Origin of the sequence: Amycolatopsis nigrescens CSC17Ta-90 (genome assembly GCF_000384315.1) — a bacterium.
Lineage (GTDB): Bacteria > Actinomycetota > Actinomycetes > Mycobacteriales > Pseudonocardiaceae > Amycolatopsis > Amycolatopsis nigrescens.
On sequence record NZ_ARVW01000001.1, the window covers coordinates 7,530,192 to 7,545,067 of the forward strand.

Sequence of the window (14,876 nt, forward strand, 5' to 3'; positions counted from 1 at the left end):
ATATCGAACAAACAAGATCAAGAACGAAAAAGAACCCGAAGGTGCAACTAAATGGGATAGCCCGGTTGCTGTCCTCGAACGGTGATCCAGCGGGTTTCCGTGAACGCCTCGATATTCGCCGAGGCACCTCCGAAACGGGAGCCGGTGCCCGAGGCGGCTACTCCGCCGAACGGGGCCACCGCTTCGTCGTTGACGGTCTGGTCGTTGATGTGCACCAACCCGGACGGGATCTGCTCGGCGAGTGCGAGCCCGGCCATCACGTCGCGGGTGAGAATGCTCAGCGCGAGGCCGTACTCGCTGGCCGAGGCCAGCGCCGCCGCTTCGTCCATTGTGGAGTAGGTCAGGATCGGCGCGACCGGGCCGAAGACCTCGTCGTGGTAGGCGGGGGTGTCGGTCCGGACGCCGGTGAGCACGGTCGGCCGGTAGAACAGGTCCTGGTAGGTGCCGCCGGCGGTGAGCCTGGCGCCACCATCCACACTGGACTGGACCAGCGCGTGGATCTTGTCGCGCTGGCCGGCGTCGATGATCGGGCCGAGTGCGACCTCCTCGGTGGCGGGATCGCCGACGGGCAGGGCGTCGGCCTTGGCCGCGAGCCGCTCGCCGTACTCGTCGGCGAGCGAAGCCGGTACCAGGTGGCGGCCCGTGGTCATGCAGATCTGGCCCTGGTGGAAGTACGAGCCCCAGGCCGCGGTGGACACTGCGGCATCCAGGTCGGCGTCCGCGCAGACGATCAGCGCGGAGTTGCCGCCGAGTTCGAGATGGGCGCGCTTGAGGTGCCGGGCCGCGGCGGCGCCGACCGCACGGCCGGCCGCGGTGGACCCGGTGAAGGAGACCACGCGGACGTGCGGGTCGGCGACCAGCGCTTCGCCGACGTCGGCACCACCGGGCAGGACGTGCAGCACGCCTTCGGGCAGCCCGGCGGCCTCGAAGATCCTCGCGATGCTGACGCCGCCGCTGACCGCGGTGCGCGGGTCGGGCTTGAGCAGCACCGCGTTGCCCAGCGCGAGCGCCGGTGCCACCGAGCGGATCGCCAGCACCAGCGGCACGTTGAACGGCGCGATCACCCCGACCAGACCGGCCGGGACGCGGCGGGCGAGGCTGAGCCGGGGCTGTGCGCTGGGCAGGATGTCGCCGAGCGGGTGCGACGTCAGTGTCGCGGCCTCGTAGCACTCCTGCGCCGCGGTCGCGGTTTCGAACGCGGCCTTGCCCGGCACCGAGCCTGCTTCCCGGACGATCCACCGTTCGAGCTCGGCGGCATGCTCCTCGAAGAGCAGCCCGGCCCGGCGGAGCACCGCGGCGCGCTGGTCGTACGGCGTTGCCGCCCACTCCCGCTGCGCGGTGACGGCCAGTTCGGCGGCGCGTCCGACATCGGCGGCGTCGGCCAGCCCGACCCGGCCGAGCTCGCCGCCGGTGGCCGGCTCCCGTACCGCGATATCGCCGCCACCGCCGTCCCGCCATTGTCCACTGTGGATCTGTCCGGTCCAGATCGCCGGATCGAGCAGTTGCACGGTTCCTCCTGCGCTCACGGTTGGAAGGTGGGGTCGGCCGCCACCGCCACGTCGAGCAGCAGCGGTTCGGTGCGTTCGGCCAGGGTGGGCAGTACCTCGTCGAAGACGGCGACGAGCTCGCTGTGGGTTTCGATCCGCCGGGACGCGCAGCCGAGCGCGGTCGCCATGCCGGACACGCTGACCTCGTCGAATGCCGGCCACGGCGGTTTGCCGGAGCCGTGCGTCTCGGCCAGCCGGTCCATCACCGCGTACCGCCCGTTCGCCAGTACCACGAACAGGACCCCGCAGTGGTAGTGCGCGGCGCTCCACAACGCCTGGATGCCGTAGAGCGCGGAGCCGTCGCCGACCACCGCGACCACCGGGCGGTCCCGGCTCGCCAGGCGCACCCCGGTCGCGGCCGGCAGGGCGAAACCGAGCCCGCCCATCGCGGCGGACAGGAAGCCCAGCGGTTCCCTGGCCGGCACCATCGCGTGCAGCTCCGGCCGGCTGGACGGGGTTTCCTCCACCAGCACGGCGTTTCGCGGCAGCCGTTCGGCGAGCGCGGCCAGCACGTGCTTGGCGCGCAGCGGTTCCCCGCTCGCGGGCGGCGAGACGACAGGAACGTCCCGGTGCATCGGATCGGCGTCCCGTTGCGGTACGCGGCCGGCCAGCTCGGCGCAGATCGCCGCCGGGGCACCGAGCACGGCCAGCTCCACCGGGCTGCGATGCGCCTCGTCCGGATCGTCGGTGACCACGGCCAGCCGGGTGCCCGGTTCGACGAACTCGCCCGGCTCGTAGTTGTACTGCCGGAACACCGGTGCGCCGACGGCGAGGACCACGTCATGCCCGGACAGCGCGGCGCGCAGCCTGCTCCGCCCGGCCGGCAGGTGCCCGGCGAACAGCGGATGGTCCTGCGGGAACCCGGCCCGCGCGCCGAAGGACTCCTGCCAGACCGGGCTGCCCTGCCGCTCGGCGAGCGCTACCAGCGCGGCCCACGACTCGGCGCTGTCCGCACCGGCACCGACGACGAGTGCGGGGGAGTCGGCTCCGACGAGCATCTCGGCCAGCCGTTCGAGCGCGAGTTCGTCCACTGTGGACGCCGAGTGCACAGCGGCGGGGGCCGGCAACACACCGGGATCGGCTTCGGCGGCCCAGTCGTCCATCGGCACGATCACGATGGCGGGCCCGCGGTGGTGCACGGCCTCGTGCCAGGCGCGGGCGATCGCCCCCGGCACGTCCTGCGCGCGCGCCGGCCGGCCGGTCCACACCGGGTAGTCCCCGGCCAGCCCGTCCAGCCTGCCGGTCAGGAACGGTTCGCTCGCCAGGTGCCGCCGGTCCTGCTGGCCGACCAGCACCACCAGCGGGGCGCGGTTGACCCTGGCGGTGGCCAGTGCGCCGACCGCGTTGCCGAGACCGGCGGTGGTGTGCAGCACCACCAGCGCGGGCCGGTCCAGGCTGATCGCCCAGCCGGTGGCCATGCCCACGACGGAGCCTTCGTGCAGCGCGAGCACGAAGTCGAGGTCGTCGGGCAGCTCGGAGAGCAGGGTGATCTCGGTGGAACCGGGGTTGGCGAACATCGTGGTCATGCCGTGCCGGCGCAGCACGCCGACGGTGGCATCACGGACGGTGGGCAAGCGGATTCTCCTTGTCAGGCGGGGGAAGTGACGGCCGAGTCGCGGCGTTCACGGACGAAGCAGAGCAGTACGAAGGCGGCCAGGATCAGCCCGGCATCGAGCAGCACGGCCTGGGTCCAGCCGCCGTTGGCGTCGCGCAGCACCCCGCCGACGGCGGGGGAGAGCACCGCGCCCATCTCGCCGATCAGGTTCTCCATGCCGAAGGCGGCACCCCGGTGCTCCGGTGGCGCGAGGTCCGCGGTCAGCGCGTGCCCGATCGGCTGCAACGCGTTGAAGAACAGGCTGGCGACGAACAGCAGCACGCCCATGAACAGCATGGACGGCTGGCCGGAGGAGATGTGGATGGCGAAGATGATGGTCAGGATGCCTTGCAGCAGCATAAAAGTGGCCATCATCGTGCGCCTGCCCCAGCCGCGCCGGATGCCGTAGTCGGACAGCCAGCCGCCAGCCGGGAAACCGAGGATGCCCGCTCCGGCGTTGAACGCGGCGATCAGCGCGGCGTGCGCGAAGGAGGAATGCGCGGCACCGGCGACGATCGACACCGACCAGAAGCTGAAGAACCACAGGTGCCAGAGGATCGAGAAGTTCGCCAGGTAGATCAGGATCAGGCTGCGGTTGCGCAGCACCGGCCGCAGCTCACCGGCTTTGCGGCGGAACACCACCAGCACCAGTACCAGCGCCAGCAGCAGTTCCAGGCCCGCGACGGCAAGGTCGGACAGCCCGAGCCGGGTGCCGAGCAGGTACACGCTCATCACCGCGACCAGCCCGATCGCCGCGTACCCGAGCATGGTCAGGGTGGCCCGGCGGTAGGGCAGCCCGCGTTGCTGACGCCGGAAGTAGAGGACAACGCCGATCCCGATGGTGATGGTCACGATGCCCAGCAGCAGGAACGGCATCCGCCACGCGTCGGCCGAACCGAGCAGCTGGGCGCCGAGGCCGATCATCGGCGGCGAGAGCAGGGTGGCGATGGTGATGCCCAGTGCGAGGCCGGTGATCACGATGCCCATCGCCAGGCCGAGCCGCCGTGGCGGGGTTTCGGCGCTGATCAGGGTCCGGTCGTTGGAGTAGTAGGCGCCCTCGCCGAGGCCGGTGATCACCCGCAGCGCGACGAAGGCGAACAGGCCGGTGATCAGCCCGCTCACCACGGTCGCGATACCGGCCCACAGCAGGCTGATCCCGATCACGGTGCGGTGCCCGTAGCGATCACCGAGGTAGCCGCCGGGGAACTGGGTGAGCATGTAACCGGCGAAGAACAGGCCGCCGATCAAGCCGCCGAGCGCGTACGGTTTGGCCACACCCTCCAGGAAGCCGACGTGGTGGTCGATCATCCAGGTGACGACCGGGCCGGTGACGGCGCGGTCCGCGGCGCTGGCGGTCCAGCCCAGCAGCAGCCACCCGCAGAGCACCCACCAGGACCGGGCTGGGGCAACGTTGCCGTTCGACATGGCTCGGAAGGTTAGGACCATATCCTTCTCTGCGGAACGAATTCGGCTAAGATTCCGCTATGTCGAACAACGCCACCGACTCGGTGAGCAACGCCCTCCGGATCCTGGTGCTGCTGCGAGACCGCGAACCGGTGCGAGTCAGCGAGGTCGGCGAAGCGCTCGGGGTGGCCAGGTCCACCGCGCACCGGCTGCTCTCCACCCTGCGGCTGCACGGGTTCGTGGAGCAGGAGCCGGGCGGGCGCCGGTACCGGTACGGCCCCACCCTGGTCGGCCTGCTGCGGGACGCGGCCGGCGGGCAGGACCTGGTGCGGCTGGCAAGGCCGCATCTGGACCGGCTCTGCGCCGAGGTCAACGAGACGGTCAACCTGCTGGTGCTGGACGGTCCCGAGGTGCTGTTCGTGGACGGGGTGGAGGGCCGCCAGCCGCTGCGGGTCGCGCCGCGCACCGGTGAGCGGGTGCCCGCCTACGCCGCCGCCGCGGGCAAGGTGCTGCTGGCGGAACTGTCCGCGGACGAGGTCCGCTCGCGTTATCCCGCCGGGCTCGACCGGCTCACCGAGGCCACCCTGCCCGACGTCGCCGCGTTGCTGGAGCAGCTCGCGCTGGTTCGTTCCCTCGGCTACGGCGTCAACCTCGACGAAAGCGTGCCGGGGGTGCACGCGGTAGGCGTGCCGATCCGCGACGGCCACGGCGAGCCGTTCGCGGCGGTCACCATTTCCGGGCCCAGCACCAGGCTCACCCCGCGCCGGACCGCGGAACTGGTGCCGGAGCTGCGGCACACCGCCGCCTGCGTCAGCGCGGCACTCGGATACCGGCCGGCCCGCACGACCGGCGAATGATCAGAACGCGACCAGTTCGTCGAGTTCGAGGACGGCGCCGTGTTCGAACTCCGCGGCGAAAACGGCTTCACCGAGCGCTTTCCGCGCCTTCGCGCCGATCCGGTCGACGTCGGTGCGCTCACCGTCTGGCAGCGGGGTGCCCACCGACGCCCGAAGCCGAGCGGCGGCGCCGAGCAGCCTGGCGGCGTGCGCGGGTTCGCCGGCGAGCGCGCGGGCACCGGCCAGTCCCTCCAGCGCGAGGGCGACCGCCCTGGGGGCCGCGGTCTGCCTTGCCAAAGCCAGCCCTTCCAACTGCAGCTCGGTGGCTGTGGCCTGTTCGCCGCGCTGTTCGGCGAGGAAGCCCAGCTCGGCCAGGATCAGCGTGCTCGCCGGCTCGAAGTCCGTCCGCCGGTGCCAGGCGAGCACGGTGCGCAGATGCTTTTCGGCCGTGTCGTAGTCACCGGTCTGCCGCGCGCCGAGCGCGAGCCCGGTTTCGGCGTACATCTCGCCCGGTTTGAAACCCTGCTCGGCGGCCAGCCGCATGGCCCGCTCGTGGAACTCCCTGGCCTGGTCGAAGTCCCCGGTGAGCAGCGCGACCCGGCCGAGCCAGGAAAGCTGGTAGGAGACCTCCGGCCACAGCCCGAGCTCCTCCGCCATGCGCAGGCCGTCCCGGTGCAGCCTGGCCGCCAGCTCGTAGTCACCGGTGATCCCGGCCAGCGCGCCCAGCGCGAAGGACGCTTGCAACTCGCCCCAGCGGTCGCCGATCCGGTGGAAGAGCTCGGCGCTTCGAGTGGCGTTGCGCTCGGCACCGGTGAAGTCGCCGGACGCCATCGCGTAGTTCGCGTGGTCGCTGTGCGCGGCCGCGATGCCCCACTGGTCGTCCAGTTCGTCGAAGCCGGTCATCGCCAGCTTGGTGAGCCGTTCGCCGGTGCCCATGTCGCCGACGGTGGCCAGCGCGTAACCGAGGAACCACAGCGCCATCGCGCGATCGGCCGGGTGCTCGATCTCTTCGGCGGCCTCGAAGGCCCCGCTGTCCGAGCCTTCCCCTTCCAGTATCGCGAAACCCGCCGCCCACGCACTGGTGACCGCCCGGATGCCGGCCGGCGCGTCGCCGGGCACGGACAGCGCCAGCCGCAGGGACCGCCGGACCTCGTTGAGCCGTCCGCGCAGGAACCAGAACCAGGACGTCGCATTCGCCAGCCGCAGGGCGAGTTCGGCTTCGGCCTGCTGCGCCGCGGTTTCGAGCGCGGTGCGCAGGTTGGCCGCCTCCAGGTCCAGCCGTTCCAGCCAGCGCCGCTGCTCGCGGCCGCGCAGCAGCGGCCCGGCCTGCTCGGCCAGCGCGAGGTAGTACCGGCTGTGGCGCAGCCGAAGCCGGTCGAACTCGCCGGCCTCGTGCACGCGTTCGAGGCAGTATTCGGTGACGGACTCGAGCAGCCGGTACCGCGGTTCCCCGGCGCCGGACTGCCTGCTGACCACCAATGACCGGTCGACGAGCCGGGCCAGCAGGTCCAGTACCTCGTCGGGCTTGACGCCGTCTCCGGCGCAGACCGTCTCCGCGGCGGCGAGACCGCACCCTTCGGCGTGCACGGCCAGCCTCCGCAGCACGATCCGTTCGGCCGCGGTCAGCAGCTCCCAGCTCCAGTCGATCATGGCGCGCAGGGTCTGCTGCCGCTCCGGCGCGTCCCGGTGCCCGCCGGCCAGCAGCCGGAACCGGTCGTCGAGCCTGCTGAGCAGCTCGGGCACGCCGAGCACCCGCACCCTGGTCGCGGCCAGTTCCAGCGCCAGCGGGATCCCGTCCAGCCGCCGGCAGATCGCGGCGACGGCCGGTGCGGTGCGCTCGTCGAGCTCGAACCCGGGCGCCGCCGCGGCCGCGCGGGCCTCGAACAGCCGGACGGCGCTGAACTTCCGCGCCGACGCGAGCACCTCCACGGCGGGGAGATCGGCCGGGACCTCCAGTGCCGGCACGCTCCAGACCTGCTCGCCCGCCAGGCCGAGGGGTTCCTGGCTGGTGGCCAGCACGCGCAGCCCCGGCACCGCCCGCAGCAGCAGCGCGGCCAATCTCGCGGCCGGCTCGACGAGCTGCTCGCAGTTGTCCAGTACGAGCAGGATCTCCTTGCCGTGCAACGCATCCGCCAGCCGCTGAGCGGTGTCGACCGGCCAGGACGACGGGTCTTCGCGGATGCCGAGCGTGGCGGCCACGACGTCCGCGACCCAGTCGTCCGCCGGGCACTCCTGTTCCGGGCAGAGCCTGCGGTCCAGCCCGGCCAGCTCGATCAGCCAGGCGCCGTCCGGCACCGCGTCCGCGAGCTCACGCGCGGTTTCCACCGCCAGCCTGGTCTTGCCGACTCCGCCCGGCCCGGTCAGGGTGACCAGCCGCGCGCCGGTGACCATCGCCCGCACCTCGCGGACCGCCGAGTCCCGGCCCACCAGTTCGGTGAGCGGGACGGGCAGATTGCTCCGCGGGCGGGCCGTGGAACTCACGGGCGCGGGCGCGCCGTCCAGCGCCGGATCCTGCTCCAGGATGGACTGGTGCAACCCGGTCAGTTCGGGGCCGGGGGCCAGCCCCAGTTCCTCGGCCAGCCGTTGGCGCAGCTCGTGGTAGCTGTCCAGCGCCTCGGTCTGACGCCCGGCCCGGTACAGCGCTCGCAGGTGCAGGCCGCGGAGCCGCTCGCGCAGCGGGTTCTCGGCGACGAGGTCGCCCAGCTCACCGACCAGCAGGCTGTGCTCACCGAGGGCGAGCCGGGCCTCGGCCCATTCCTCCAGCGCGACCAGCCGCTCCTCGGTCAGCCGCCGGACCGCGGGCGCGGCGAACGGCTCGTCGGCGAACTCGGCCAGCACCGGGCCCCGCCACAGGCTCAGCGCTTCGGACAGCAGCGCCGCCTTCTCCCGCGGTTCGCCGGTGGCCCGTGCTCTCCCGGTCAGCGCGCGGAACCGTCGGGCGTCCACGTCCTCCGCACCGGCCCGCAGCAGATATCCCGGTGCCTGGTGCACCACCAGCTCGCGCCCGCCGGACTCGCCGTCCTCCAACGCGCGGCGCAGCTGCGAGACCTTCGTCTGCAGGGTGTTCGTCGGGTTGCCGGGCGGGCGGCCGGCCCAGAGGTCCTCGGCGAGCCGGTCGGCCGAGACCGGCTTGCCGTCCTGCACGAGCAGGTCCGCCAGCAGCATGCGGACCTTCACCTCGGGCACCCGGACCTGCCGGCCGTCCGCGGTCCACACGGCCAGCGGCCCCAGCACCCCGAATCGCATGAACCGACGGTAGCCCGGCACGCCGACAGTACTGGCGGCCGGTCGTGCGCGGACCCGCAGCGAACCGTGCGCGGCCGGGCGCACGGTGGAACTCGTCAAGGGAGCACTACTGCGGAAGAGAAAGACAGTGAAGATGCAGACTGATCTCAGCAAGCCCGCGGTGACGGTGCTCGGCCTGGGGGCGATGGGCACGGCACTGGCCGAGGCCCTGCTCGCCGCCGGTCACCCGACCACCGTCTGGAACCGCTCGGCCGCGAAGGCCGAACCACTGGCCGCCAAGGGGGCCACCGTCGCCGCCACCCCCGCCGAGGCGATCGCGGTGAACCGGCTGGTGGTCGTCTGCCTGCTGGACTACCAGTCGGTGTACGACGTGCTCGGCGCGGACCTCGGCCCGTCGTTCGGCCGGGTGCTGGTCAACCTGACCAGCGGCACCCCGGCGCAGGCCCGCGAGTTCGCCGCGTGGGCGGCGGAGCGCGGGGCGGACTACCTCGACGGCGGGATCATGGCCGTGCCGCCGATGATCGGCAGCCCGTCGTCGTTCCTGCTCTACAGCGGTTCGCACGGCGCGTTCGAGGACTACCGGGCGGTGCTGGACAACTTCGGCGAGAGCCGCTACCTCGGCGCCGACGCGGGCAAGGCGGCGGTGTACGACTTCGCGTTGCTCAGCGGGATGTACGGCATGTTCATGGGCATCTTGCATTCGTTCGCCCTCATCCACGCCGAGGGCATCGAAGTGCAGTCCTTCGCCCCGATGCTGAACCGCTGGCTCAGCGGGATGGCCGAGTTCACCTCCGGGGCCGCGGAACAGATCGACAAGGGTGACTACTCGCTCAACGTGGTCTCCAGCCTGGGCATGCAGGCGACCGCCTACGACGAGCTGCTCGAGTTCGCCAGTGATCAGGGGATCAGCCCGGAGCTGCTCGCCCCGCTGGGGCCGCTGATGGCGAGGCGGGTGGCGGACGGGCACGGCCACGAGAACGTCACCGGTGTCATCGAGCTGCTCAAGATCAAGAAGTAATCCCTTCTACCACAAGGAAACAACATGAGTGAGAACGCGAGCGGAATCAGCTTCATCGGCCTCGGGCCGATGGGCCAGGCGATGGTCCGGACCTTTTTGGACAACGGGCATCCGACCACGGTGTGGAACCGGACGGCAGCCAGGGCGGACGGGGTGGTGGCCAGTGGCGCGGTACTGGCCGGCACGGTGGCCGAGGTGCTGAAGGCCAACGAGCTGGTCATCCTCAGCCTGACCGACTACCAGGCCATGTACGACATCCTCGGCCAGGCGGAGGACTCGCTGAGCGGCCGGGTGGTGGTCAACCTCAGCTCGGACACGCCGGAGGAGACCAGGGCCGCCGCCGCGTGGCTCGCCGAGCGCGGCGCCGAGCTCGTGGTCGGCGGCGTGATGGTGCCGCCCGAGCTGGTGGGCAAGGAGAACGCGTACGTGTTCTACAGCGGCCCGCGTGCGGTGTTCGACGCGCACGAGCCGGTGCTGAAGCTGATCGGCAGGCCGGACTACCGCGGCGAGGACCACATCCTGGCGCAGCTGTTCTACCAGGCGCAGCTCGACATCTTCCTGACCACACTGTCGGCGTACATGCACGCCGTCGCGCTGGTCGGGTCGGCGGGCGTGGCCGCGGAGACGTTCCAGCCCTACGCGGTCGCCCTTTTCGACGAGATGTCCTTCTTCCTCGACGGCACCGGCCGCCAGCTCGACAACGGCGACTATCCGGGCGAACTGGGGAACGCGGCCATGATGGGCGCGACTGCGGATCACATCGTCGGCGCGAGCGAGGACGCCGGAATCGACCTGGTGCTGCCGAAAGCGGTCAAGGCGCACTACGACCGCGCCATCGCGGCCGGTCACGGCAAGGACCACTGGACCAGCCTGTTCGAGGTGATCAAGAAGCCGTAGCCGCACGGCGGCGGGGAGGAGGACCGATGCGCTGCTATGCGGGCAAGAAGGTGGTGATCACCGGTGGGACGCAGGGCATCGGCCTCGCCGTCGCCAGGTCGCTCGCGGCGGGCGGCGCCGAGGTGCTGCTCACCGGCCGGGACGAGCGGGACGTCGAAGCCGTGCGCGACGAGCTGCCGGTGCACGTACTCCGCTCGGACGCGGCGAGCATGGCCGACATCCACGCGCTGGGGGAGGCCGCGGAGGACCGGCTCGGCGAACTCGACCTGCTGTTCGTCAACGCCGGTCACGCGGAGTTCGAACCGCTGGAAGCGGTCACCGAGACGGTGTTCGACCGGACCTTCGACGTGACCGTCAAGGGTGCGTTCTTCACCGCGCAACGGCTGGCTCCGCTGGTGCGCGACGGTGGTGCGATCGTGTTCAGCACCGCGGCACCGGGCCCCGGCTCGAGTGTGCTCAGCGGGGCCTTGGCCGCGGTGGCGGCTTTCACCGGCGCACTGGCCGGCGAGCTGCGGCGGATCCGGGTGAACGCGGTGCGCCCCGGCCTCGGGTGCCGCCGCGGGGACTGCGGGGAGATCGCGGCGGCCGTGCTGTTCCTCGGTTTCGACGCGACCTTGACCACCGGCAGCGTGCTGCACGCCGACGGTGGTCAAGGCGCCCCGTGGCCGCCCCGGTAGCTCAGTTCCGCTTCAGCCCGGCCAGCTGCAGCCCGGCGACCGCCGCCACCGCGACGGCCTGCAGCACGACCCAGGTCGTGCCGACGGCGTTCGTGCCCAGCACACCGGTGAAGACCAGCACGAGACTCGCCGCGAACCACAGCAGGTTCACGTCGACGAACAGCTTCACCGCACCCGCCCGGATCGGCTCCCGGATACCGGTGAAGAACACCGCGGCCGCGTAGAGCACCAGAAAGACGCCGGCCGGGTACTGCACCGCCGGAGCGAGGCCGAACCAGTCTTCGAGCAGCGGCGCGATCGCCAGGTAGGCGATCCCGTTGGCCATGGTGCCCACCGCGTCGGCGAGCAGGACGAATCGCAGGAAGCTGTTCTGGCGGACGGTTTTCCCGGTGAGCGCGGTGGTCATGGCCGATTCCCCTTCGGTTGTCGTATCGCTGAGAAGGAGATTAGGGAGCAGCCGGAGGCCGGTCGATTACCTCGGAGGTAACGGGCTCAGCCGCCGAACCCGCCGGCCAGCGGCATCCCGCGCCAGAAGTCCAGGGACGGCTGCAGCCCCTCCAGCAGTGTCGGCATTTTCGGCGCCACGGTCAGGCAGGCGACCAGCTGCAGCATGCGCGCCGCCTCCATCACGCGCAGCACCCGGTCGTCCAGGCTCCGCAGGCCCAGCGCCCCGGCGGCGGTGTTGTAGGCCTTCTCGCCCTCGGGGCCGGTCAGTGCGAGGTCCCATTCGACCGGGCCGAGGGTGGCGTCCTCGAAGTCGGCGTAGAGCGCGCCGGTCGTGGTGACGATCAGGTTGAACGGCGGCGAGTCGCCGTGGATCGGCTGGAGTTCCACACCGGGGAACGCCGCCTCGAAGCCCGCGCGTGAGCCGAGCACGGGCTCGAGGATCTCCCACTCCCGCTTCGCCCGGTCCAGATCGGACGGCGCCAGCAGGTCGGGCCGGTTTTCGAGCTGGGACAGGCAGGTCGGCACGATCACCATGGTGGCCAGGAAGGGCAGTTCTCCGGTGTATTCCCGCAGCGCCGCGTGCAACCCGGCGGTCAGGCCGCTGTTGCGCACGTAGTCCGGTTCCACGCACTTGTCCTGCTCGACGAACTGCCAGAAGGTCATCGAGAACCCGTCCCGCTGCACGGGTTCGCGCGGGACCAGCGGGCTCGGCGCGACGACCGGGTGCCCGAGGTCCGCGAGCCTGCCCACGACGTCGAGCTCCACCCGCTGCCTCGCCGCCTGTGCCGCAAGATCCGACCCGATCGGCTCGGGCAGCACGGTCGGCACCCGGACCACCACCGGCAGCGGCTCGAGGCGCACGACCACGGAGAACGAGTCGTGCAGTACTTCGGTGCCGGTCACTTCGAGCCCGAGGTCACGGGCCGCTCCGGCGGCCGCGGCGATGGCGCGGGAGGTGCGTGCGGTCAGGTCGCTCTGGGTCAGAGCGTCGATTTCGGACATCCCGCCATCCTGCCATCTGCGGTCAGGGACGCGGCAGTTGCTCGATCCTGCCGAGCAGCAGGGTGTAGCAGAGGATCCCGGCCAGGACGACCACGCCGGTGACCACGAACGCGCTGGAGAACGAGCCGGTGGCGTCCACGATGAACCCGGTGACGATCGGCGCGGACAGGCCGAGCAGGTTCGCCGCGAAGTTGACGATCCCGCCGAGCGCGCCGGTCATGCCCTCGGGCGCGATCAGCGCGACGATGCTGGCGCCGGCCGGTGCGGACACGGCGAGTCCGGCGGCCCCGAGCGACAGGAACGCCAGCGCCACCGGCACCGAGGTGGTGAACGCGGCGCCGGTGATCGACAGCGACAGCAGCATGCTGCTGATCAGGACCACCCGGCGGACCCTGGTGAGCCCGCCGCCGCGGCGGATCCAGCGGTCCATCAGCCAGCCGACCACCAGCAGTTCGGCGGTGACCGCCACGATCCACGGGATCACCGTGTACATCCCGCCGCTGAGCAGGCTCATCCCGAGCTGTCTCTCCAGATAGGACGGCAGCCAGGTGAGCAGCACGTAGTAGGCGTAGGTGTAGGCCGCGTAGCCGAGCGCGAGTCCCCAGGTCTTGCGGCGCCGCAGCAGATACCCGAGCCCGGTGAGCACCGGCGGCGTTTCGGCCTGCTCGTCCTGCGCGCCGCCGTCCCGGATGTAGTCGTACTCCTCCCGGGAGAGCTTGCCATCGGCCAGCGCTTCTTTCGGCTCCCGGTACAGGATCCAGAACGCCGCCGCGTAGAGCAGGCTGAGCACCCCGGTGAACAGGAATGCCGCCTGCCAGCCGTAGCCGCTGACCAGGAACGCCATCACCGGCACACCGAGCACATTGGACACCTTCGACGCGCCGTCGAAGATCGCCGTGCACATCCCGCGTTCCTGCTTGGGGAACCAGTACCCGGTGGCCTTCCAGCCGGCTGGCACGGTCGGCGCCTCACCGACGCCGAGGATCAGCCGGGAGACCAGCAGCAGGCCGAGCCCGCCGGCCGCGGCGGTGAGGAAGGAAGCCAGCGCCCACAGCAACGCCGCGATCCGGTTGATCCAGCGGACCCCGATCCGGTCCACCAGTTGGCCGACCGGTAGCTGCAGCACCGTGTAGGTCCACAGGAACGCGGACGCCACCATGCCCAGCTGCCCGGCGGTGAGGCCGAACTCCCGCATCATCGGGGTGGCCGCGATGGAGAGGTTGACGCGGTCGGCGTAGTTCACGAACATGCCGGCGCCGAGCACCCCGGCGATGCCCCACCTTGCCCGGCCGGTGCCGCGTCCGGTCTTCGCCGCCGCGGCGGCCGTCACAGGTTCGCCGCCAGGTCGTTGGTGCGTTGCCAGGCGGCGGACAGCCCGGCGAGCAGCGCGCCGTGTTCCATCGTCAGCACCAGCTGCCCGGCGCCGTGGCGCAGGGCGAAGGTCTTTTCCTCGTCGCTCCAGGCCGGCAGCACCCACGGTTTGCCCGCCGCCGCGGCGGCGTCCGCGATCAGCCTCAGGTCGGCGAAGTCGCCGGGGGAGCGGCGGTAGGCGCCCCTGGCCCGGCGCAGCGACAGGTCCGACGGGCCGACGAACACACCGTCCACAGTGGGCAGTGCGAGGATGCCCGCGATGTCCTCGATCGCACCCGCGTCCTCGATCATCGGGTAGATCCGCGTCCTGCTGTCCTGTTCGGCGACCCAGCCGTCGTCGAACCCGCCGTAGGAGCTGGTGCGCCCGCCGGCGAAACTGCGGTCGCCCAGCGGCGGGAACTTGCCGAAGGCGGTCACCCGCGCGGCGTGGGCGAGGTTCTCCACATGGGGGATCGCCACCGCGTCCGCGCCGAAGTCCAGCGCCTGCTGCACCGGCCCGCGTTCGGGGCCGAGCACCTTCGCGATCACGTCCATGCCGATCGCCTTGAGCAGCGGGATGAACCGCTCCAGCGCGGCGAGGTCGAAGGTGCCGTGCTCGATGTCGAGCACCACCGCGCCGTAGCCGATCTGCGCGGCGATCTCCGCCGCGGCCACGTTGGGGCCGGAGAGCCAGCAGGCGTACTTGGGGTCGAGTCGTTGTTCGGTCAACGCACCGTCTCCTGGGGTTCTGACGTCGGAAAGGACCACGGGCCGCGTGTATTCGCCGTGTATACATGACGTATTTCAGGCTGTCCAGCCGTGTAGGATGCAGGTCAGACCGCTGAGCTGGGCAAGAAA

General features: G+C 71.4%; 12 protein-coding genes. 4 read left to right on the top strand and 8 right to left on the bottom strand.

From position 1 onward, the window contains the following. Nucleotides 1–47: 47 nt before the first annotated feature. The 3 genes from AMYNI_RS0135730 to AMYNI_RS46135 are packed head-to-tail and all read right to left on the bottom strand — an operon-like array spanning nucleotide 48 to nucleotide 4,566. Nucleotides 48–1,508 (bottom strand): benzaldehyde dehydrogenase, encoded by a 1,461-nt coding sequence (locus tag AMYNI_RS0135730; protein WP_020672915.1) that lies wholly within the window; start codon nucleotides 1,506–1,508, stop codon nucleotides 48–50. Between the two features lie 14 nt (nucleotides 1,509–1,522). Next, nucleotides 1,523–3,121, bottom strand: coding sequence for a benzoylformate decarboxylase (gene mdlC, locus AMYNI_RS0135735; protein WP_020672916.1), 1,599 nt, complete (start codon nucleotides 3,119–3,121; stop codon nucleotides 1,523–1,525). 14 nt (nucleotides 3,122–3,135) lie between these two features. Then, a complete protein-coding gene (locus tag AMYNI_RS46135; RefSeq protein ID WP_020672917.1) occupies nucleotides 3,136–4,566 on the bottom strand; it encodes an MFS transporter in 1,431 nt (476 codons plus the stop codon). Nucleotides 4,567–4,625: 59 nt separating this feature from the next. On the opposite strand from AMYNI_RS46135, the gene AMYNI_RS0135745 reads away from it, so the two are divergent. Then, nucleotides 4,626–5,402, top strand: coding sequence for an IclR family transcriptional regulator (locus AMYNI_RS0135745; protein ID WP_020672918.1), 777 nt, complete (start codon nucleotides 4,626–4,628; stop codon nucleotides 5,400–5,402). Here the strand turns inward: AMYNI_RS0135745 and AMYNI_RS0135750 are convergent, their stop codons facing one another. Beyond that, nucleotides 5,403–8,627, bottom strand: a complete 3,225-nt coding sequence (locus AMYNI_RS0135750) for an AfsR/SARP family transcriptional regulator (RefSeq protein ID WP_026361355.1) — start codon at nucleotides 8,625–8,627, stop codon at nucleotides 5,403–5,405. A gap of 133 nt (nucleotides 8,628–8,760) precedes the next feature. Here AMYNI_RS0135750 and AMYNI_RS0135755 point away from each other — a divergent pair, with 133 nt between their 5' ends. From AMYNI_RS0135755 to AMYNI_RS0135765, 3 genes are read left to right on the top strand one after another with little or no spacing between them, the layout of a single operon-like run. Then, a complete protein-coding gene (locus AMYNI_RS0135755) occupies nucleotides 8,761–9,645 on the top strand; it encodes an NAD(P)-dependent oxidoreductase (RefSeq protein ID WP_040407684.1) in 885 nt (294 codons plus the stop codon). Nucleotides 9,646–9,669: 24 nt separating this feature from the next. Further along, complete coding sequence (locus tag AMYNI_RS0135760) at nucleotides 9,670–10,542, top strand: NAD(P)-dependent oxidoreductase (RefSeq protein ID WP_020672921.1); 873 nt, start codon at nucleotides 9,670–9,672, stop codon at nucleotides 10,540–10,542. A 26-nt stretch (nucleotides 10,543–10,568) separates the two neighbouring features. Continuing rightward, nucleotides 10,569–11,219 carry an SDR family oxidoreductase gene (locus AMYNI_RS0135765; protein WP_020672922.1) on the top strand — a complete coding sequence of 217 codons (651 nt, stop codon included), beginning with the start codon at nucleotides 10,569–10,571 and terminating at the stop codon, nucleotides 11,217–11,219. Between the two features lies 1 nt (nucleotide 11,220). Here the strand turns inward: AMYNI_RS0135765 and AMYNI_RS0135770 are convergent, their stop codons facing one another. The 4 genes from AMYNI_RS0135770 to AMYNI_RS0135785 form a co-directional block, all read right to left on the bottom strand. Further along, nucleotides 11,221–11,625: a hypothetical protein gene (locus AMYNI_RS0135770; protein WP_020672923.1), complete on the bottom strand. Its 405-nt coding sequence runs from the start codon at nucleotides 11,623–11,625 to the stop codon at nucleotides 11,221–11,223. An 86-nt stretch (nucleotides 11,626–11,711) separates the two neighbouring features. Beyond that, nucleotides 11,712–12,668 carry a phosphotransferase gene (locus AMYNI_RS0135775; RefSeq protein WP_020672924.1) on the bottom strand — a complete coding sequence of 319 codons (957 nt, stop codon included), beginning with the start codon at nucleotides 12,666–12,668 and terminating at the stop codon, nucleotides 11,712–11,714. Between the two features lie 22 nt (nucleotides 12,669–12,690). Further along, nucleotides 12,691–13,998: an MFS transporter gene (locus tag AMYNI_RS0135780; protein WP_020672925.1), complete on the bottom strand. Its 1,308-nt coding sequence runs from the start codon at nucleotides 13,996–13,998 to the stop codon at nucleotides 12,691–12,693. Next, the gene (locus AMYNI_RS0135785; protein WP_020672926.1) at nucleotides 13,995–14,747 is read right to left on the bottom strand and encodes an HpcH/HpaI aldolase family protein; all 753 of its coding nucleotides are present in this window, start codon (nucleotides 14,745–14,747) and stop codon (nucleotides 13,995–13,997) included. The genes AMYNI_RS0135780 and AMYNI_RS0135785 overlap by 4 nt, the downstream gene beginning before the upstream one ends. Nucleotides 14,748–14,876 lie beyond the last annotated feature (129 nt).